Genomic DNA, 20277 nt, shown 5'->3' with positions numbered 1-20277 from the left:
TGGTCCCTCCTTAGCGCAGCGCGGGTACAGGGGAATATACCGCGATAGTTAAATCTTCCGGACTTAAGCTTGCAGACAATAACACCGGCTGTGGCCGCTCTACCCAAAAAAACAGGTAATATGTCACAGATAGCCTATTTGTCCCTACCCGTCAATAAGCGTAATTTATGCCATTTTGGTGGTCTTAAAGCAGGGTTTGGGATTAGTTGCGGGTTAGCCGCACTGTATGGCCAAAAAAGTACGATGAACGGCAAATTGGTAAAAGTATCAGTTGATGAACCTGCAGATTATTTACGAAAAGGCTTTTCAGTTTTGGGTAATTATTACATCGTATTCACCCGGTTATATGCTAACTTGCCCGTGACGATGTTTTGATTAACGGAAGATACCTATGCGATGGAGTATTATCATCTTGTTGGCGCTGGTCAGTATGGCCTCTGCCGCCTATGACCGGGTCACCGGAGAACCGTTTGCCAGCCGCTCTGAGGTCCTGGCACAACACGGGATGGCTGCGACCAGTCAGCCACTCGCTACTCAGGTTGCGCTGGATATTTTAAAACAAGGTGGTACGGCGGTAGATGCGGCCATAGCTGCCAATGCCATGCTGGGGCTGGTGGAACCTACCGGAGCCGGCATTGGCGGCGATCTGTTCGCCATTGTCTGGTCAGCAAAAGAGCGCAAGCTCTATGGTCTGAATGCGTCCGGACGCTCTCCCCAGGGACTTAAAAAAGCCGAGTTTGCCCGACTGGGACTAACAAAAATTCCTACCTTCGGACCGTTGCCGGTCTCGGTACCCGGGGCGGTAGATGGCTGGTTTGAGCTGCATCAGAAGTTTGGCAGCCTGCCGATGCAAACATTGCTGAGTCCGGCCATTGGTTACGCCCGGCAGGGCTTTCCGGTGTCTGAGCTTATCGCCTATTACTGGCAAATGAATCAGGACCGAATCGGTCATTATCCCGGCTTTGCAGAAACCTTTTTGATTGACGGAAAGGTACCGAAAAAAGGCGATATCTTTCGCAATCCCCAGCTGGCTGCAACGTACGAAAAAATTGCAACCGGCGGGGCGGATGCCTTTTACAAGGGGGACATCGCTCACACTATCGCCGCTTACCTGAAAGAGCAGGGCGGTTACCTGACGTACGATGATTTGGCCAGCCATACCAGCGAGTGGGTAGAACCGGTCTCTACCAATTATCGGGGGGTCGATGTGTGGGAGCTGCCACCCAATGGTCAGGGAATAGCGGCGCTGCAAATCTTAAACATTATGGAAAACTTCGATGTTGAAGGTATGGGGTTTGGTTCAGCAGATTATATTCACACCTTTGTGGAGGCAAAGAAGCTGGCGTTTGCCGATCGGGCCAGATTTTATGCAGATCCGGATTTCAATAAAATTCCGGTCTCTCAGCTTATCAGCAAAGATTATGGGCAGCGCCGGGCGGGTCTTATCGATGCTGAACAAGCGGCCAAGCGGGTTGATGTAGGTATTAATAAAGGCGACACAGTGTATCTGAGTGTGGCTGATGAGCATGGTAATATGGTCTCGCTGATCCAAAGTAACTATCGTGGTATGGGGTCGGGGATGACGCCGCCTGGACTGGGCTTTATTCTGCAAAATCGCGGCGAGCTGTTCACCCTGGAACGCGGACATTTTAATGAGTATGAACCAAACAAACGGCCCTTCCATACCATTATTCCTGGATTTATTACCAAAAATAACAAGCCGTATGCCAGCTTTGGGGTAATGGGCGGTGCTACACAGCCGCAAATGCATGCGCAGATTGTGATGAATCTGGTCGACTTTGGTATGAATCTACAGGAGGCAGGAGATGCACCTCGGATGTTACACAGTGGCTCTTCAAGCCCGGTGGGGGCGATGATGACCGACGGCGGGCAGGTGCATTTAGAACATGGCGTGAGCCCAAAAGTTCAGCGCGAATTACTGGAGCGAGGCCATACCCTGCAACCGGCTATCGGCGTGTATGGCGGCTATCAGGCCATTATGTATGATGCAAAGAGGCAGATATTTATTGGCGCCTCTGAAAGCCGAAAAGATGGACAAGCTGCAGGCTATTAGCCACACTTTACAAAAACTAAGCACCATCATTTAGTTAGTAACAAGGAATGGTTTATCCATGATGCAGCCCCAAAAAGGTGTATGCGCCGAACCCAGCCTGCACGCCCAGTATTTATTGTTAAATGTGGTCGATGATGATCCGCAGATACTGCGCGAAAAACTGTCGCGCATTCTTGATATTTTTGATGACTACGAAAACGAATACTTTGAGGCTATGGTCACCGGGCTAATTGCCATCGGGGCTGGTTTCTGGGAAGAGCTTTATCCAGATTCTCGACCTGCACAGCTGTCTGCATTTCCAAAAATGGAATGTGAGGACCGAAGTGCGCCGGATACGGGCGGCGATATCTTTGTACAGATTCGGGCAGACCGACTGGACGTGTGCCACGCTATTGCCAATGAAATTATGGAGCTGTTGCACTTACATGTAGAGTTGCAGGAACAGGTGCAGGGCTTCCGCTATCTGGATGGCCGCGATCTGAATGGTTTTGTATATGGCGCAGAAAATCCGCGGGGCATGCTGCGTCGTCAAGTGGCGGTGGTCAGTGCGGAGATTGAACCGGTTTTTGAAGGTGGCAGCTATCTGCATATTCAACGCTACCGCTACGACTTACGGCGCTGGAAGTCATTATCTGACCGCCAGCAAGAGCAGGTCATAGGCAAAACCCGCCAGCATAATACCGACAGTGAGGAGCAATCAGCCTCCTCACACTGTGTCCGCGCCCGCCCAATGTTGCCAGGAAGCGAGACACCCACCCTCGTCAAGCAGGGTATGCCTTATGGCAATGTTATCCTGCAAGGTTTGTTGTTTGTCAGCTGCGCCGCCTCGGGTAAGGCATTTGAAAACATGCTGCACAACCAGGTGACCGGCAACGAGGATGGCGATTATGACCGCTGGCTCGATTTCGCCAGCGCCGAAACGGGCGGCGCCTTTTTTGCCCCCGCCATCGGGTTTATCAGACAACGTGGATGTTGAAGCCTCTAAAATAGCAGGGCTATAAATCCAGGAGCCGACGGCACATCTGCAACCAACATCTATCAAAACATCAATGGACATCCACCCTAGAAACATCAATGGACACCCACCCTTTAACAACAATGGACATCCACCCTAGCACATCTATGGGCCCTCACTTTTGCTGCGCCTCATATATGGAATTCCATCCTAGAGCAACATCTATGGACACCCACCCATAGGGTTCTATGAATGATTTATGGACAGTCACTCTAAAATGATTTATGGACAGTCACTCTAAAGGTAACTTTTGGCACCGACGGCGGTTAGAAGGTAAAACAAGTTTGAATGAACGTCAATGGACATCCACCCTTGAACATCAATAACATCAATAACATCAATGGACATCCACCCTAGCACATCTTTGGGCCCCCACTTTTGCTGCGCCTCATATATGGAATTCCATCCTAGAGCAATATCTATGGACACCCACCCATAGGGTTCTATGAATGATTTATGGACAGTCACTCTAAAGGTAACTTTTGGCACCGACGGCGGTTAGAAGATAAAACAAGTTTGAATACTGTGACTTTATGATTGTAAAGGTAGCGAGTTGGGCTGGATATGTGGCCTGGTGTTTTCGTTCTTGCCTTTGCCGATATTGGGTTATGGCGTATTCGGGGGGAAGGTATCGCTTGGTTACTGATGCATATTCAATTAAGCGACCTGTGGACAGCGACATTTCAACTTTTTATGTACTGCAGCAAGACTTAAACGATTGTTGAACTGTGTTTCAATATTTTTGATAAGCCAGGCCCAATCTTCCGGTGAAAGCCCTGTCTTTTTTAATAAGAAAAAATTGCTTGTTGGCTGCAGTGGTTGGTCAGATTTAAGCTGGCGGCCGGTTTGTTTCACAAGGTCAAAGTAATCTTCAAGGAGGAAGGGGAGAGTGTTGGCTGAAGGTTCTGATGAAGCGTGAGAAAGTGCTCTGAGTTGCCTTGGTTGCTGGTTGAGTTTGGCGGATTGAATGCGTCTTTGTATGCTCGTGTGGGGAGAGTGTTCCGGTGTGTTGGCCAGACCCGCACGTACCGGATTCAAATCAACATAAGCCATGCACGCGGCCAGGGCAGTTTCATCCAGTAACGCCTGAGATCTAAATCTGCCCTCCCAAAACCTTCCGGTACAGTGGTCCTCTTTGTTTGCCTGTCTGGCGATGTATTCATTCAGTAAACGCATAAACCAGCTTATGTCGTACAACCGTTCCCGGTAAATGTTTGCTGTAGCTTCTACTGTATTAATTTCAGCCGCAGATAATGTCTTTCTTTCTTCTGGATGCATATAGCGCTTGGTTAGATATGTGCCTTGAAATAGACGATGCCAACGATGTAAAACCTGTTCACTCGTCCATTGCATCGCGCTATTTTTATCGACATGCAGCACTACGTGAGTGTGGTTGCTCATCACCGCATAAGCGCAGATATTAATGGCGAAAACAGATCCCAAAAACAGCAGTCGCTGCTCAACCCATTGTCGACGGTGTTCATAGCTTTGGCCAGTGAACTTGTCTTTTCCGCATAAAAAGGCTCGCCTTACACAACGTGATACACAATGATAATAAGGGGTGTCCGATAGGGATATCAGGCTTTTTCTTGGCCTTGGCATGACAGGTAAACCAAATGATTGAGAAGTGTTTATCATGCTTAGGGAGCTATCTTATGGCTACTGTACCTTGTGCGTGAAAATGCAGAACCGGAGGGGGAGTTTCGAGATTTTTTGATAGGAGGGTGTCTTTTCTAAGGTGAGTGTCCAGGCTTGCTGTGTTCTAAGTTGGGTGTCCAAGTAACACTAAGTTGGGTGTCCAAGTAACAAGTAAGAAGCTGTGGGTGTCCAAATAAGAAGCTGGATAGCATATCTGTTCGGTGCTACCCACAGTGGTGGTTCGAATTGTCTTTGTAACCTGCTCAGCGTATTGGCTGTTACGCGATGGGGTTTGCTTCAATAGCACCATCCCAGTTTTCATCCAGATCGCGTTGGCGCAGCTGTTCGATAACGGCAATATGGTGACGCGGTAGGGTGTCCTGGGGATTTTTACCTACGGCTTTGTAAAAATGTAGTAAGGCCCCATCCCAGTCGCGGTTGATACGACATGCCAAACCTTCATTAATTTCAGACTGAACCTCCTGCCGGCGCTTTTGTTCATCCGGGGCCAGGTGGTTTAATACTTCATAAATACGTAATGGAGCCCGCCGGCCTTTTACTCTGACCCAGTCAAGTAAGCGGGTTTGCAGACCCGGAGTATCTTGCAAAGTATCGCGCATGGGCTCGCTGATAATAATGTCCGCTTTAAAGCGCGGGTCAGGGTTTCCAGACGATAGGCAATATTGACGCTATCGCCAATCACCGTGGTATCCATACGATCTTCACTGCCCACCGTACCCAAAATGACATCGCCATAATGCAGACCGATGCCAACGCCCAACGGCGCATAACCGGACTTGGCCCGGTGCTCGTTGTACAAGGCCAACGCTACCCGCAAGTCTAACGCGGCCTGCAGCGCATCGGCGGCTTTTTGCTTGGGGCTGCCGCCGGGGTGATCAAACAGCGCCATGATGGCGTCACCAATAAACTTATCGATAAACCCGCGATTCTGATGAATAGGCTCATTCATCCGACAAAAATAAGAGTTTAGAAACTGCATCAGTTGATGGGGCTCCATGGCTTCAGAGAGCCCGGTGAAGCCACGAATATCACAAAACAAAATCGCCACTTCATCTTCGGCAGCATGCCCAAGCTTCAAATCGGCGGCGCCGCTTTTGGCAAGGTGATCAACAAACTGGCGGGGAATGAATTTTTGAATCGCGTTAGTAAGGTGCAGCGCTTCGTCGGCGCGCTGCTTATACATTTTGGCTTTTTCCTGCTCGGTTTCAGCCAAAGGGCCTTCATGGTGACTAAATACCTGCTCGTTTGCGGTGCGCAACGCACGTTTTGTGCGTTGCCACCACAGCGTAACCAGAACGCCATAGATACTAACAACGGCGGTTAAACACAGAAGTAATAACATCATTCCAGTCAACCTCGATCCCTCTTTTTATGACCTGTTACAAGCTGGCGAATACCTTGTCGGCAGCCTCCAGTGTGGCATCTATGATCGCCTCATCATGCAGCTTAGAAACAAACCCGGCCTCGTATGAGGCTGGCGCCAGATACACACCCTGCTCGAGCATGCCATGATAAAAACGCTTAAACTGTTCAGTATTACAATTAATAGCCTGCTGATAATTAGTCACTTTATCAACATCTGTAAAGAAAAGTCCAAACATACTTCCTGCGACATTAGTGGTAAGTGCAATACCATGCTTGTTGGCCAATTGCTGCATACCGTCGGCCAGCTTCTGGGTATTTTCAAAAATACTGTCATACAGGGTCGCATCTTCAAGTTGCTCCAACGCGGCCAGACCCGCGGCCATGGCTACCGGATTACCCGAAAGCGTACCGGCCTGATACACCGGGCCGGTGGGAGAAACATAGGTGATGATATCCTTTTTACCACCGAATGCGCCCACCGGCATACCACCACCAATGACTTTACCCAGACAGGTTATATCCGGGGTCACCTGATAACGTTGCTGAGCGCCGCCCTGGGCCACCCGAAAGCCGGTCATGACCTCATCAAAGATGAGCACACTACCGTGTTGGTCACATAGCTCGCGCAGACCTTCTAAAAAGCCCGGGACCGGGGGAATGCAATTCATATTGCCCGCTACCGGTTCGACAATGATGCAGGCGATATCGTCACCTTCCTGCGCGAAAACCTCTTTCACACTGTCGATATTATTAAATTCTACCGTCATAGTGTGTTTGGCCACCTCATCGGGAACCCCGGGCGAACTTGGGACACCCATGGTGAGCGCACCGGAGCCGGCTTTTACCAGCAAAGCATCCGCATGGCCGTGATAACAGCCTTCAAATTTCACAATTTTATTGCGACCGGTATAGCCACGGGCGATTCGAATGGCAGACATGGTAGCTTCGGTGCCAGAGTTGACCATACGTACCATTTCCATCGACGGCACCAGCTGGTTTATTTTTTCGGCCATCAGAATTTCTGCTTCGGTGGGGGCGCCAAAACTTAAGCCACTGGCGGCTGCCTCTACCACGGCTTCCCGGATTTTGTTGTTATTGTGACCCAATACCATAGGCCCCCAGGACAAGACGTAGTCGATGTAGCGTTTGCCATCGGCGTCCCACATATACGGGCCGTCAGCTTTAGTGATAAACCGGGGTGTGCCGCCAACCGCTTTAAACGCGCGTACCGGCGAATTAACGCCTCCGGGAATGGTTTGCTGAGCCCGGGTAAACAGTGCTTCAGATTTTTGCATATTATTCGCTACTCTTATTGCTATGCCAAATGACACCACGTTCGTAACTGGTTAACAGGTGGTCCACGCCCAGGGTAAGCGCAAACAACGCCATTCTGACCAGTACGCCATTGTCGGTTTGTCGGAATATGGCAAGGTTTGGGTTTTGATTTAAGTCGTTGTCCAGCTCGTTGGCCTCGGCTCGTGAGTCGCGAGGCAAAGGATGCATAATGACAGTTTTTGACTGAAAATGTTTGGTATAGACCGACTGGTTTAAACGAAACTTGCCGCGATAGCGATTAGCTTCTTCCTGCGATTCGAAACGCTCTTCCTGAATGCGGGTCTGATAACAAATGTCGGCATCCAGGGTCCCTTCCAGACGGGTACTGATGGTGAGCCGGTGGCCGGCATTTTCAATCGCCTCAATAACCGCAGGGGGCATCGCCAGCTCCGGGGGTGAAACGAGGGTAAAATGAATATTTTTATACAGGCACAACAGCCGCGATAACGAATGCACGGTGCGGCCATAACGCAAATCGCCGATCATCGCGATATGCAGTCCATCAATACCTTTGCCTTCGTATTGCAGTTCACGCTCAATGGTGAAAAGATCAAGCAGTGCCTGGGTGGGATGCTCATTGGCCCCATCTCCGCCATTAATCACTGGTACCCGGCTGCCCTGAGCAAACTCGGCTACCGAGCCGGCGGCCGGGTGGCGCATGGCGATAATGTCGGAGTAGCCGCTTAGCACCCTGGCGGTGTCATACAGCGATTCACCTTTGGCTAATGCCGAGCTGGACATGCCGGTGGTTTCTCGTACCTCACCGCCCAACAGATTGAAAGCGGTGCCAAAACTGACCCGGGTACGGGTACTGGGCTCAAAAAATAAATTCCCTAAAATGGCGCCATCCAACACAGTAGTGCGTTTTTGGCGCCGGGCGTAGGGCTGCATGGTCGTTGCCACCGCAAACACCTTTTCGATTGCAGCACGGTCGAATTGGTCAACCGAAAGTATATGATTGCCGGTAAACTGCGACATAAAGGCCTCACCTCCAAATGTAGACACCCTAGTTTAGCAAACTCATGGCAGCGTGTAGAGCCGCCGTCTGCACAATCTCATGGGCGCCCTGATTATATAAAATTTAATCCAGAGCACTGTGCCACCACCGGTGATGGTCGTATTCATTTTTACATGGTGTAAACTGAGCACTGTAGTGGCTAATTACGTAAACACAAAAGCGGTGAATATGAAAAAGTCCTCCCACACAACGCTGCGTTCCTGGTGGCGGACGGACTGTGTCACGTGTCGTCGAACCCGCCTGTACATTGTATGGGCGATAATCATGCTGGTGGTGTATTTGTATGTCTTCAAATGATTCTGCGCCGATTTATATCAAGGCCATGTCTAAACGTAATGGATTTACCACGTTACTGATCGGTATGGTGGGTCTGTTGGTGTCAGTATTGTGGCTAACCCTGGCGCCTCCCTGGTTGTTCCTGGCAGGTATCTTTTTGACCAGTGCTTCACTGGTAACTCTGCTGATCGGCTGGTTCAAGCTGCGGGATCCGGACCACAGTATCGAGATTTCCCCGACCCGGATTCTGTATCATCACCGGCGGGGCAACTGGGAAATCTGGTGGGACAATATCCAGCGAATTGACTGCCCCAGGGTAGCGCAGGGATTGGATCAGACCGAACTGGATGCGGTGGGAATACGGCTGAAATCTTACGCGCCATTTATGCAGCGGGTTTCGCCCCGTCTGGCCACGCATTTATTGATGGAACAGCGGCCATTGCTGTTGCATAGCCATGACAACAGCTGTCAAACCGGCAATTGCTTCAATCATGAAATGTTTGATGACAAACATTATACATTAGAAGACGGTCAGGTACTGACCGGGGTCAAGGCCATGCTGGCCAATCGAATGACCCAGCTGCGTACCCGTCTGGGCTACGATATTTATATCTCCGGCGCGGACTTAGACCGGTCTCCTATGGAGTTTGTGCACTTTTTACGGCAATGCCAACAAACCCGTCCTGAAACCAAAGAAGTGGTGGTTTAGTAGTTATTGGTTGGCCACCGGCCCCGGTTCGTTCAGCAACTGGTTACCCTGCTCCTGTACCTTTTTTGCTTCGGCAAGAAAGGCCGGGGAGAGTTCGGCTATCAGCATATACTGCTGACGTTTGAGCGCGCTTTCGAGCTCGTCTGCCAACCGCTGCAGCGCCGGCACACCCGTGTAACAACAGGCGCCATGCAGGCGATGAACATGACGTTGCAGGGTGTCGTAGTCCCGCTCATCCCACGCGGCTTCAATATGATGTATGGATTCAGGCAACAAGCGTAAAAAATCAGCCAGCAGCTCGCGAGCGGTTTCTTTGTTGTGATTGGTACGCCGGGTTGCCAGCTCCCAGTCCAGGGTGGTGGTTTCTGGCTCGGCGGGGCTGTGAGGCTGACACCAGCGACGAATCAAATCCAGCAGCGCACTGACTTCCATTGGTTTGGGCAGATAATCATCCATGCCTGAGGCCAGCAGCCGCTCCTGCTCTTCTTTAAACGCGTGGGCGGTCACCGCAATAATCGGGGTACCCAGGTTCAGCGGGGTTTTGCGGATTGCCCGGGAAGCCTGTAAGCCATCCATCCCCGGCATCTGGACATCCATCAGAATCATGTCGTATTCGGTGGCCTGGCATCGGTTCACTGCATCCTGTCCGCTCATCGATGTCACCAGCTCAATGGGACTGTCGGCCAGCCAGGTGCTGAGCAACTTCAGGTTCATCTCCATATCATCCACGGCCAGAATCCGAATCCTGGGCAGGCTGTTGAGCTTATGTTGCATCGGGTTTTTGGTTTCATTGATCTTACGATGCTGCAAGTCTTCCAGTTTTGACAGGGTCAATGGCATCCGCACCTGGGTATCAAAGTGTTGGGTGAGACTGGGGTACTGATTAAACGGTTCGGGCCCTGAATACCACAAAATACGCTTTTTGGCTTTAAACTGAATCAGGCTGCCGAGCATGGCATCCCGGGCTTGCAGCAGGCTGCCGGGTACGGTAGCAAATAAAAAGTCGGGGGTGAGTTTAAGACTGTGCAGCATTGTCATGGTTTCTACACTGTGCACCTGGGCGCCCAGGCCGGTCAGCATGCGTGCACTGGCGCGCCGGGTTTGCGGAATGGGGTCAAAAATAACAACTTGCTTGTCCTGCCAGTCACGGCTGGGCGCCAGGGCATTCTTTTTACTTAGCCGGTTGGTGCGCAAGGTGATAATAAAGGTACTGCCCAGCCCCGGGTCGCTGCGCAGGTCCATGGTTCCGCGCATTAACCGCACCAGTTCACGACAAATGACCAGCCCCAGTCCGGTTCCCTGGTAACTGCGATTTAACGCGTCATCTACCTGCGAAAATGCACTGAACAGTTTTTTGCGATCCTGACGACTGATGCCGATGCCGGTATCTTCAATGGTAAAGGTAAGCTCATGGATGCCATGCGCTAAAGCCCGGCCGGAAACGCCCAGGGTAATAGTGCCGGAGGAGGTGAACTTCAGCGCATTGCTTAACAAATTGTTAAGTATCTGTTTGATGCGAAATAAATCACCGATAAGTTTTTCCGGCAGTGGCGCCAGGTCGAACACAAACTCGAGGCGTTTTGAGTGAGCCGACTTAGACATAATAGTGACCATTTCTTCAAGCAACTGGTTAGGATGAAATGGCTGGTTGTTAATCTGTAGTTTACCGGCTTCAATCTTGGAAAAGTCGAGCACATCATTGACGATACTCAGCAGGTTGTCGGCCGCAGTATTGACAATACGAACCTGCTCTTGCTGATCTGCCGGCAAGGTGACATTGCCCAGCTCCCGGCTAAAGCCCAGAATCGCATTTAATGGGGTGCGGATCTCATGGCTCATATTGGCGAGAAATTGAGACTTAATATTACTGGCTTTAATGGCATCTTTGCGGGCAATATCCAACCGCGCATTCTGCTCTTCGATGAGCTCCATGTTGTTGCGTAAATCGTCGGTCGCCTGGTCTACCTCAGCTTCGAGCTTGCTGCGGTTTTTCTCCATCAGTGCCAGCGAAAAGAGCACCGCCTCGACAAAGACCCCCACCTGAAAACAGTAAGTGGTAAATTTGTTACTGGGTAATAATCCGGTAAGGCTTAAGATGCCGATGACCGCAGTCACCGCGACAATCAACCAGGCAAAAGTAAAGTAACGGGCCGGCTGGAACCGGTTAGTCAGGGCTTCAAAGCCGGCGTACAGATAGCTGCAAACACAGGCGATACCCACACCGTAGACCAAATTATGTTTCCAGAATATAGGCAGCAGGTTTGCCAGGCACAGCAGGCCCAGCAGCACCTGCACCCCTAATAGCGTTACGATTACCGGGTGAGCCGTGGGGCATGGCGGCGGGTCTCCAGAAAATACAGGCTAAATAAACCGGCGGTCAGCCCATTCACCACAAACAGCAGTTCGGTATGGTGGGTAAACCACAATTTGGAAGCATCGCCGACCGCAACCTGCAAATGCCCGCCCCAGACAAATTGCCAGGTAATGACGGCAGCAACATTGGCGACATACGCCAGCAGACTGATTTCGCGGGTGGTAAAAAAAATGATCAGGTTATAGATGGCCAGAATACACAGGCCACCATAAAACAAGCCCCATAGCGTACTGTCGATTTGAACCGCGAGACTGTGGACCGGCTCGGGGCCACCGTCAAAGGCACAATCAAACTGGAGGAATGACTTTGTACCCGAATAAACAGTTCCAGGGGCGTGGCTATGGGTAAGTCGGCGCGTAGGGTCGGGTTTCGAAAAATTTGCTCCGGTTGGAGCTTACCCTGATGACTTTGTTGTAATAACACGCCATCCGCGACCAGATAAAAATCCACCTTGTCGAGCTGCGAAAAGTCGATACTAAAGACCCAGCTTTGCAAATTGCTGACATTGCTGATTTTATTGGTTAGCCATAAGCCATTTTCACGAAAGCCAAAGTTGGGGTTATCGGCCATAAACCACTGAAAGTTTTGACGTCGTTTTAAAATCTGCTGAATAGTAAGCGGGGTGTCTTCTTCGTAATACAGCGCGAAGTTGTCAGACAGATTTACCCTGGCATCTTCGTCAAATAGCTGAATGGTCGACTGCGCGTGACCAGGTGCTGCCCATAGCATCAATGCTGTAAAAATTGTTATCCAAAACAAGGGTACTACACGCATGGTGGTTGCATTAACAATAGCCGGAAAGCTGACTATTAAAACACCACTTTGGGGTAAATTACAAAAACTCTGATGGTTTATTTTGTCATGATGCCGTTTGCACCCCGCCCGGTTATCACCACCAGCAAAGTTGCGTTGCCGGACGCTTTGCCCCAAAATGGCGATCAGATGCAGTGGTCAGCCAACAACGAATAACTCCATGAGCGATCAAATCACAATTAGTCAGGACGGGATTGAACAACTTCCGTTAAGCCGATTTACCGAAGATGCCTACCTAAATTATTCCATGTACGTGATTATGGATCGGGCATTACCCAATATCGCAGACGGCCTCAAACCGGTGCAACGGCGTATTATTTATGCCATGTCCGATTTAGGTTTGTCGGCCACCGCCAAATACAAAAAGTCGGCGCGTACCGTGGGCGATGTGTTGGGTAAATTTCACCCCCATGGTGACTCGGCCTGTTATGAAGCCATGGTGTTGATGGCTCAGCCTTTCTCGTACCGCTACCCGCTGGTCGACGGACAAGGCAACTGGGGGGCACCCGACGATCCCAAATCCTTTGCCGCCATGCGGTATACTGAAGCCCGGCTATCACGATTTTCCGAGTTGTTGCTAAGCGAACTGGGGCAGGGCACGGTGGATTGGGTGCCAAATTTTGATGGCACCTTGTCGGAGCCCAAAGTGTTACCCGCCCGGTTACCACATATATTGCTAAACGGAGTCAGTGGTATTGCGGTGGGCATGGCCACAGATATCCCGCCGCACAATTTGCGCGAAGTCGCCAAAGCCTGCGCCCATTTGCTGGATAACAACAAAGCCACCCTGGCCGATTTACTGGAAATTGTGCAGGCGCCCGATTATCCCACCGAAGCGGAAATTATTACCCCGCGCACGGACATTGCAAAATTATATGAAACCGGGCGCGGCTCGCTCAAGATGCGTGCGGTGTATCATGAAGACAGCAGCGATATTATCATCACGTCGCTGCCTCATCAGGCCTCTGGTGCCAAAATTCTGGAACAGATTGCCGGCCAGATGCAGGCCAAAAAACTCCCTATGGTCAGTGATTTACGTGATGAGTCAGATCATGAAAACCCGACTCGGCTGGTCATTACCCGTCGTTCAAACCGGGTGGATTCACTGCAGTTGATGCAGCATCTTTTTGCCACCACGGACCTTGAAAAAAGTTATCGGGTCAATCTGAATATGATTGGTCTGGATGGCCGTCCCCAGGTGAAAGATTTGCGCACCATCTTGTCTGAATGGCTAGAGTCTCGCAAAAACACCGTCACCCGCAGGTTGCAGTATCGGTTAGACAAGGTACTGGCCAGATTGCATATTCTGGAAGGGTTGCTGGTTGCTTTTCTGAATATTGACGAAGTGATTGAAATCATTCGTACCTTCGACAAACCCAAGCCGGAGTTGATGGCGCGCTTTGGGTTGACCGATAAGCAGGCCGAAGCCATTTTAGAGCTGAAATTGCGTCATCTGGCTAAGCTCGAAGAAATGAAAATCCGGGGCGAGCAGGAAGAGCTTGAACAAGAGCGGGATAAACTGCAATTGGTGCTGGGCTCCGAGCGACGTTTAAAAACACTGGTGAAAAAAGAGATTCTGGCAGATGCTGAAAAATACGGCGACGATCGCCGCTCACCGTTAAAAGAGCGCGCTGAAGCCAAAGCATTGTCAGAAAAAGAGCTAATCCCCAGCGAAGCGGTCACGGTGGTGTTATCTGAAAAAGGCTGGGCGCGCTGCGCCAAAGGTCATGATGTGGATGTCCAGGGGCTCAATTACAAAGCCGGCGATAATTACAAAGCCAGTGCTTCAGGACGCAGTAACCAGCCTGCGGTATTTATGGACAGCTCCGGACGCACCTTTGCCTGTGATGCGCATGCACTGCCCTCGGCCCGCAGTCAGGGTGAGCCATTAACCGGTCGTTTTAACCTGGTGGGCGGCGAACAGTTTACCCATGTGCTCATGAGCGCAGAAGAGCAGCCATTCTTACTGGCCTCTGATGCCGGGTATGGGTTTGTGGGTAAGTTTGGCGATATGATCAGTAAAAACAAAGCCGGTAAAGCTTATCTGAGCTTGCCAGCCTCCGCGCAGGTATTGCCGCCGCGACCGGTGGGCGATCTGGCCACGGATCTGTGTCTGGCCATCTCCAATGAAGGCCGCATGCTGATCTTTCCGCTGAAAGACTTACCCAGTCTGGGCAAAGGCAAGGGGAACAAAATTATCAATATCCCTTCTGCCAAAGTCAAAAGCCGGGAAGAATTTGTCAAAGTCATTGCGGTGGTGCCTAAAGCGGCCTCGGTACGGGTGCATGCAGGTAAACGCAATATGACCCTGTCGCCGGCCGACCTTGAACATTACTACGGTGAGCGTGGGCGGCGTGGCAACAAACTACCACGTGGACTGCAACGGGTGGACGAGCTGGAAGTGCTGGGCGAGCCGGCGGTCACCGCCGAACCGATAAGTGACTAATTCCTGTGGTTAGCAAGGGCCGGGGTCCGGCCTTTTCAGGGAAGTCTGATTTAACCCCGGTGCTTTATATTGCCGCCGCTAAATTTTGCCTGAAGAGCATCACTTAAGAACAAAGATTAAGTACTTGCCTGGCGGTGTATTCATTGGTAATCAATGCATTAATGAGCCGGCTGCGCAGAGCTCCGACAATGGCTGCGCATTTATGCTGACCCGCAGCAATACCCACCACCGGACGCTCGGTAGCCGCTTTAAGCGGCACACTGGTCACCCGCGAGTTGATATCACAAGGCATGACCGCGCCTTCGGCGTTGTATACCCAGCTGATGACCTCGCCAACCCCGCCGCGGCTTTCCAGCTCTTCCAATGCTTGCTCATCGACAAACCCATCCACCGCCAGAGGTGAGGTGCGGCCCAGATTACCGATCCCCACAAAGGTCGCATCCGCTGCCGAAGCCAGGTCAAGAATTCGGCTCACATGGGGTAGTTGATGAAAGGCATCGCGGGCTGTCTGACTCTCAGCAATAACCGGCAACGGCATGGGATAATGCTGAGCTTCGAGTTTCTCGGCAACATACACTGCCGCGTCATAACGGGTAGCGGCGCCATCATTAGCAATATTTCCCACCAACGAGATAATTTTATGATTCGGGCACTGCTGTATATTCAGCTCATCCGCACAGGCACGCAGAACCCGACCAGTACCAAACGCGATGGTCCGGGTGTCAGGGTCTCTTAATAGTCGTTCGATGGCACTGGCTCCGGCCTGACCAAGCCCTAAAGTAGAATGGGGATCTTCGTTGACAGAAGGCACCACATCGCAAAACTGCAGGCCAAAACGTTGTTTTAGCGCATTTGCTAACTCCATACAACTGGCGACCGGATGTTCCAGCCGGACCTTCACCAAGCCTTCCGAGATAGCCAGCGCCACCAGCCGCTGCGCGGTTTGTCGCGAGATATTCAACTGGCGCGCAATATCATCCTGGGTTGCTCCTGCAACATAGTACAGCCAGCCAGCGCGGGCAGCATCGTCCAGTCGTTGTTGATCAAGTGTTTTTCTACTCATTGTGGTCCATTCTTAAACAAGGGGGCGAAACGACGCCTGAAGGTGTTCCAGTTATCAAATGTGTCACGGCCATTAACTGTACACGCCTTTAAATGTGTGCCGCCAATGTAATGCAGATAAGGCATATTTGCAGCCCGGGCTGCCTGCAAGCCAGCCTCAGAGTCCTCAATAACCAGACAGTGAGCCGGTGCCACTTGCATGGTGTTGGCAGCGTGTAAAAACAGGTCCGGGGCGGGTTTTCCATGCTCAACTTCATCCCGGGTAAATCGATTATTGCCAAAGTAGTGCGCCAGGCCGCTGGTCTTTAGTGCAAACCTGGTTCGCTGCGGGCTGCTGCTGGTAGCCAGGCAGTAAGGAATTTGCAAATGCGACAGCACGGTTTCAATGCCGGGGGTGGGGTGCAAATCCCGACGGAACTGCTGCTGAAGCTCATGATGAAACTCGTCGACGTCTGCCGCGGTAAAAGCAAGAGAAAAATCGTCTGCCAGGCACTGCAACACATGCTGCATGCTTTTCCCCAAAAAATGTTGAGTAAAATACGCAGCGCTGAGGGTGCGGTGCCGGCGGCTTAACACCGCTTGCCAGGCCTTCATCGACAAAATCTCACTATCGATGAGCACGCCGTCACAATCAAAAATGATTAGCTTGATATTGTTACTCACATTCATCCTTTATCTTGTTAATTTATGACGCGAACTACACAGCCCCTGCAACCCTATTAGCCTCAGTCTGCCAGCGGTGCATTAATATTTCAGCGATAATTCGACTGAGACACCCTGCCAGTCTGCGCCAATTTGCCCGGGCGAATTAACTTCTTCCAGCTGATAAACATATTCTGCTTTTAGTAAGGTACCGGTGGTAATAAACCAGCCCAGTCCCACCTGGCTTCGGCTTAATAGGGTATCAGATCCTGCTGCGTCACTGCTGGTATTATCCGCGGCGCTATAACGGGCCGCCAGATAAAATCTGGAGGGCACAATATAATAGCTTCCTTCAAGGGCATAAAACTGCATACTCCCGTCTTGCCGGATAAAATTGCGCGCCTGACTTGCCACCGTGAGCTCGTTGTTCGCATCCGCAAACCGGTATTCATCAGAGGCGCGACCCGCCCACGCCCGCAACAGGGTCGCCTGATTGGGACGATAAAATGCGTTCAGCTGATAAATCCGGGCATCCAGGCCGGGCAGTAAGCCCGCGTGGGTGTCCCGGGCATTACTGCCACTGCCGGCGAAGTTGTAGTTATCCCCGTCACCCTGAATCAATCCCGCGGTTTGTATATCATCAAATTCACGATGATTAAACTGGTCGGCCTGGTCACTCATAAACGCCGCCACGCTCAGTCCCCATCCATCTTCAGACCCTGTTACCCCGACTTTACCAAAATAGTTATAGCCGCGACCCGGGCCATAGTCTTCAAAAAAGGTGGGGATGGTTATGCCCGCATCGGCATAGACTGTGGCAGTCGCCGTTGACGCCGGTGTATGAGACCAAAGCACCTGCGCGCCAGATTCTGCCGTTACAAAATCTATTGGCGAGTTGCCAATTAACGGATTGGTCTGGACCGCGGCTCCATCCGAATAGCCTCTGAAATCAAAGACCGTTGACACAATATTGCCAGCCCGCACCACAAGCTTAGTCTGGTCATAGTGCCATTGTTCAAAGCCATCTAGGGCAATATCGATATAGGCCAGATCCTGAGAGATTTCGAACTGGTCATCGCTACCAAAATCGTTGGGCTCTTCACCCAGGTCGATGTAGGCCGACACAATATCATTAACCTTAACAGCGACGTCCAGATTAAACCGAAAGCGTTGAAAGCCCGATTCCATCTGGGTGTTTTGGTTGATAAAGGCTCCGTCATCGGCCTGAATATGCTGAAAGCCCTGAGCCAGGTACAGATTGGATTTTACTTTACCATCAAAAAGCTCGATGCCTGCAGCATCACTCGAGCCACTATATACCCACCCCAGTACGGCGACCAAACCCACATAGTGTGCCGCTTTTATACAACTAACATTGTTCATCTCACTTACCCTTTTGCTGGGCAAATGCTCATCTCGAGGGCAATAATTTCATCAAATGGGCGAGATCTCAATAGACATTTCGATGTTTTTTAACAAATACGTAAAGAAGTTTTTGTTATTAACCAGAAACACTAAATTCATTAATCTTTTAAACTTAGGGTAAACAAGTGGTTAAGTCATATGAGAGAGAAGTAACCCAAAATGTCATGTTAACAGTGTTTACATTTATAATGTTATAGGTAGGATCAGTTGAGAAATAATTCACACACAAGGCAAATGCTCATCTTCTGCTATGCCGATTGTTTGATTTTGTGCAGAAATAGGATTTGGTCATTAACACAGGCCGCAGCATGGTCCCGTTCTGCGAATAACCTAAAAGTGAGAATTCTATGAGATCGACATCCACTAATGTTGATTTAAATCAGGTCAGCGAAGAGCAACTTCCGGTGGCCAAACATCAGCTAAAAAGCTGGAAGCATTTTCTCGGGCTGTATGCCGGAGAGCATGTGGCAGCGACCGAATTTGTCTTTGGGGCAACCTTTGTGGCATTAGGTGCCACCATGACCGACATCTTACTGGGCCTGCTGATCGGGAATCTGCTGGCAGTACTCAGCTGGACCCTGATCACCACCCCCATTGCGGTAGAAACCAGAATGAGTTTGTACACCTACCTGCAAAAAATTGCGGGGGATTCTATGACCCGGCTCTACAACTGGGCCAATGTCATCATTTTTACCGTGATCTCGGCGGCCATGATTACGGTATCGGCGACCGCCGTGCGCTTTGCGCTGAACATCCCGGCTCAGCTTGACTGGTATCCGACCAATCTGGCTTTTGTGCTGGTGGTGCTTGCGGTAGGAATGATTGTCGTGATGGTGGCCATGTATGGCTTTAATGCGGTATCTGAGTTTTCAGGTATTTGTGCGCCCTGGCTGTTTATCATGTTTTTAAGCGGTCCGCTGGTGTTGATGCCGGTATTGGCAGAGGCCGTGATTGGAGAAACTATTGTCTCAGGCTGGGACGATTTTATGCAGATTGGCAGTGCCTCGGTGTGGACCGGGATTACCGCCGGGGGCGAGCAGGGTATCGGCCTGATGGAAGTGATCGGCTTTTCATGGGCGGCTAACACTATTACCCATTTTGGTCTTATTGATATGGCCATCTTACGTTTTGCTAAACGCAAAGTGTATGGATTAACTACCTCTGCGGGTATGTTATTTGGTCATTATATTGCCTGGATATCGGCGGGTATTATGGGTGCCGGTACTGCTGTGATTGTACAAAAATCCATTGTACAACTAGACCCGGGTGATGTGGCTTATCATGCTCTGGGGCTGTCGGGCCTGGTCATTGTGATTGTGGCGGGCTGGACCACAGCAAATGCGAACCTTTATCGGGCCGGGCTGGCTGCTCAGGCGGTCTTTCCAAAAAGCTCACGGAACCGCACGACTTTTATCGTCGGTCTGATTACCGTGGCTATCGCCTGCTTTCCGTTTGTGTTTACAAAATTATTGCCGCTGCTGACCTATGCCGGGTTACTGGTGGTGCCGGTAGGTGCCATTGTATTTGCCGAACATGTGCTGTTTCCAAAAATTGGTTTTAGCCGCTACTGGGCCCACTATCAAAATCTGAATCATAGCACTCCGGCGGTTGCCAGCTGGGGACTGGGGTTAGTGTTTGGATTCGGGCTTAACTTCCTTGATGTGATGTCATTTTACTATCTGTTTGTACCCACGTGGTTTTTCACTATCGCGGTCTATACCGCGCTGGCCGCCAAGTATGGGGCTAATCAGCAATACCCTCAGCAACGGGCCGAACTTGAAGGGTTCTATGAAAAAGTGGAGCAGCATCAGCAGCGGCAAGCCGAACAACTGCCGGTATCTCATCCTGATACGTCTAAGTTCTCACATCTTTTACGATGGGTGGCCGTGGGTAGCCTGCTGGTTACCCTGGCCCTGGCGCTTCAGACCTTTTTGTTCAGCACCCAGATGACGGAATACCGGTATCACCGGGAGCTGTTCTTCAATATTGCCTTTGGCTGCACGCTCATCTACTTTTCCACTGCTTACTGGGCGATGCGTCGTCAAAAAGCGCTTTGTAAATAAG

At 50.8% G+C, this 20277-nt stretch carries 14 protein-coding genes and 1 pseudogene; 6 read left to right on the top strand and 9 right to left on the bottom strand.

What is annotated here, in order from left to right; translation table 11 throughout:
- Positions 1-69: 69 nt before the first annotated feature.
- The 3 genes from IT774_RS15355 to IT774_RS15345 are packed head-to-tail and all read left to right on the top strand — an operon-like array spanning position 70 to position 3050.
- Entirely contained in the window at positions 70-375 is a 306-nt protein-coding gene (locus IT774_RS15355; protein WP_195810541.1) for a hypothetical protein, read from the top strand.
- A 16-nt stretch (positions 376-391) separates the two neighbouring features.
- Complete coding sequence (ggt, locus tag IT774_RS15350) at positions 392-2074, top strand: gamma-glutamyltransferase (protein WP_195810540.1); 1683 nt, start codon at positions 392-394, stop codon at positions 2072-2074.
- A gap of 58 nt (positions 2075-2132) precedes the next feature.
- Positions 2133-3050, top strand: coding sequence for a Dyp-type peroxidase (locus IT774_RS15345; protein ID WP_195810539.1), 918 nt, complete (start codon positions 2133-2135; stop codon positions 3048-3050).
- Between the two features lie 696 nt (positions 3051-3746).
- On the opposite strand, the gene IT774_RS15340 is transcribed toward IT774_RS15345, so the two are convergent.
- The 5 genes from IT774_RS15340 to IT774_RS15325 all read right to left on the bottom strand — a co-directional run bounded on the left by IT774_RS15340 (position 3747) and on the right by IT774_RS15325 (position 8426).
- The gene (locus IT774_RS15340) at positions 3747-4727 is read right to left on the bottom strand and encodes a transposase (RefSeq protein WP_408641188.1); all 981 of its coding nucleotides are present in this window, start codon (positions 4725-4727) and stop codon (positions 3747-3749) included.
- Between the two features lie 278 nt (positions 4728-5005).
- Entirely contained in the window at positions 5006-5335 is a 330-nt protein-coding gene (locus tag IT774_RS17590) for a hypothetical protein (RefSeq protein ID WP_232365019.1), read from the bottom strand.
- Positions 5284-6093, bottom strand: coding sequence for an adenylate/guanylate cyclase domain-containing protein (locus IT774_RS15335; RefSeq protein ID WP_232365018.1), 810 nt, complete (start codon positions 6091-6093; stop codon positions 5284-5286). The genes IT774_RS17590 and IT774_RS15335 overlap by 52 nt, the downstream gene beginning before the upstream one ends.
- Positions 6094-6127: 34 nt before the next feature.
- The gene (gene hemL, locus IT774_RS15330) at positions 6128-7408 is read right to left on the bottom strand and encodes a glutamate-1-semialdehyde 2,1-aminomutase (RefSeq protein ID WP_195810538.1); all 1281 of its coding nucleotides are present in this window, start codon (positions 7406-7408) and stop codon (positions 6128-6130) included.
- Position 7409: 1 nt separating this feature from the next.
- Positions 7410-8426: an aspartate carbamoyltransferase gene (locus IT774_RS15325; RefSeq protein WP_195810537.1), complete on the bottom strand. Its 1017-nt coding sequence runs from the start codon at positions 8424-8426 to the stop codon at positions 7410-7412.
- A gap of 323 nt (positions 8427-8749) precedes the next feature.
- Between IT774_RS15325 and IT774_RS15320 the strand changes: the two genes are divergently transcribed.
- Positions 8750-9451, top strand: a complete 702-nt coding sequence (locus IT774_RS15320) for a DUF2982 domain-containing protein (protein WP_195810536.1) — start codon at positions 8750-8752, stop codon at positions 9449-9451.
- 3 nt (positions 9452-9454) lie between these two features.
- Here the strand turns inward: IT774_RS15320 and IT774_RS15315 are convergent.
- A pseudogene (locus IT774_RS15315) lies at positions 9455-12599 on the bottom strand (7TM diverse intracellular signaling domain-containing protein).
- A 199-nt stretch (positions 12600-12798) separates the two neighbouring features.
- Between IT774_RS15315 and parC the strand changes: the two are divergent.
- Positions 12799-15084, top strand: coding sequence for a DNA topoisomerase IV subunit A (gene parC, locus IT774_RS15310; RefSeq protein ID WP_195810535.1), 2286 nt, complete (start codon positions 12799-12801; stop codon positions 15082-15084).
- Between the two features lie 103 nt (positions 15085-15187).
- Here parC and IT774_RS15305 read toward each other — a convergent pair whose 3' ends face one another.
- The 3 genes from IT774_RS15305 to IT774_RS15295 all read right to left on the bottom strand — a co-directional run bounded on the left by IT774_RS15305 (position 15188) and on the right by IT774_RS15295 (position 18171).
- Positions 15188-16147: a sugar-binding transcriptional regulator gene (locus IT774_RS15305; RefSeq protein ID WP_195810534.1), complete on the bottom strand. Its 960-nt coding sequence runs from the start codon at positions 16145-16147 to the stop codon at positions 15188-15190.
- Positions 16144-16809: an HAD family hydrolase gene (locus tag IT774_RS15300; protein ID WP_232365016.1), complete on the bottom strand. Its 666-nt coding sequence runs from the start codon at positions 16807-16809 to the stop codon at positions 16144-16146. The genes IT774_RS15305 and IT774_RS15300 overlap by 4 nt, the downstream gene beginning before the upstream one ends.
- A gap of 81 nt (positions 16810-16890) precedes the next feature.
- Positions 16891-18171, bottom strand: coding sequence for a hypothetical protein (locus IT774_RS15295; protein ID WP_195810532.1), 1281 nt, complete (start codon positions 18169-18171; stop codon positions 16891-16893).
- Between the two features lie 389 nt (positions 18172-18560).
- Here IT774_RS15295 and IT774_RS15290 point away from each other — a divergent pair, with 389 nt between their 5' ends.
- A complete protein-coding gene (locus tag IT774_RS15290; protein WP_195810531.1) occupies positions 18561-20276 on the top strand; it encodes a purine-cytosine permease family protein in 1716 nt (571 codons plus the stop codon).
- Position 20277 lies beyond the last annotated feature (1 nt).

The sequence above is a fragment of the Salinimonas marina genome, assembly GCF_015644725.1.
Classification (GTDB): Bacteria; Pseudomonadota; Gammaproteobacteria; order Enterobacterales; family Alteromonadaceae; genus Alteromonas.
Note: the sequence above shows the minus strand (reverse complement) of the source record. Positions and strands in the feature narration are given on the sequence as shown.

Coding starts and splice junctions, on each gene's coding strand:
- ggt (WP_195810540.1), top strand. CDS start 392: ATGCGATGGAGTATTATCATCTTGTTGGCGCTGGTCAGTATGGCCTCT.
- IT774_RS15320 (WP_195810536.1), top strand. CDS start 8,750: ATGTCTTCAAATGATTCTGCGCCGATTTATATCAAGGCCATGTCTAAA.
- IT774_RS15345 (WP_195810539.1), top strand. CDS start 2,133: ATGATGCAGCCCCAAAAAGGTGTATGCGCCGAACCCAGCCTGCACGCC.
- hemL (WP_195810538.1), bottom strand. CDS start 7,408: ATGCAAAAATCTGAAGCACTGTTTACCCGGGCTCAGCAAACCATTCCC.
- IT774_RS15340 (WP_408641188.1), bottom strand. CDS start 4,727: ATGATAAACACTTCTCAATCATTTGGTTTACCTGTCATGCCAAGGCCA.
- IT774_RS15305 (WP_195810534.1), bottom strand. CDS start 16,147: ATGAGTAGAAAAACACTTGATCAACAACGACTGGACGATGCTGCCCGC.
- IT774_RS15325 (WP_195810537.1), bottom strand. CDS start 8,426: ATGTCGCAGTTTACCGGCAATCATATACTTTCGGTTGACCAATTCGAC.
- IT774_RS15290 (WP_195810531.1), top strand. CDS start 18,561: ATGAGATCGACATCCACTAATGTTGATTTAAATCAGGTCAGCGAAGAG.
- IT774_RS15295 (WP_195810532.1), bottom strand. CDS start 18,171: ATGAACAATGTTAGTTGTATAAAAGCGGCACACTATGTGGGTTTGGTC.
- IT774_RS15335 (WP_232365018.1), bottom strand. CDS start 6,093: ATGATGTTATTACTTCTGTGTTTAACCGCCGTTGTTAGTATCTATGGC.
- parC (WP_195810535.1), top strand. CDS start 12,799: ATGAGCGATCAAATCACAATTAGTCAGGACGGGATTGAACAACTTCCG.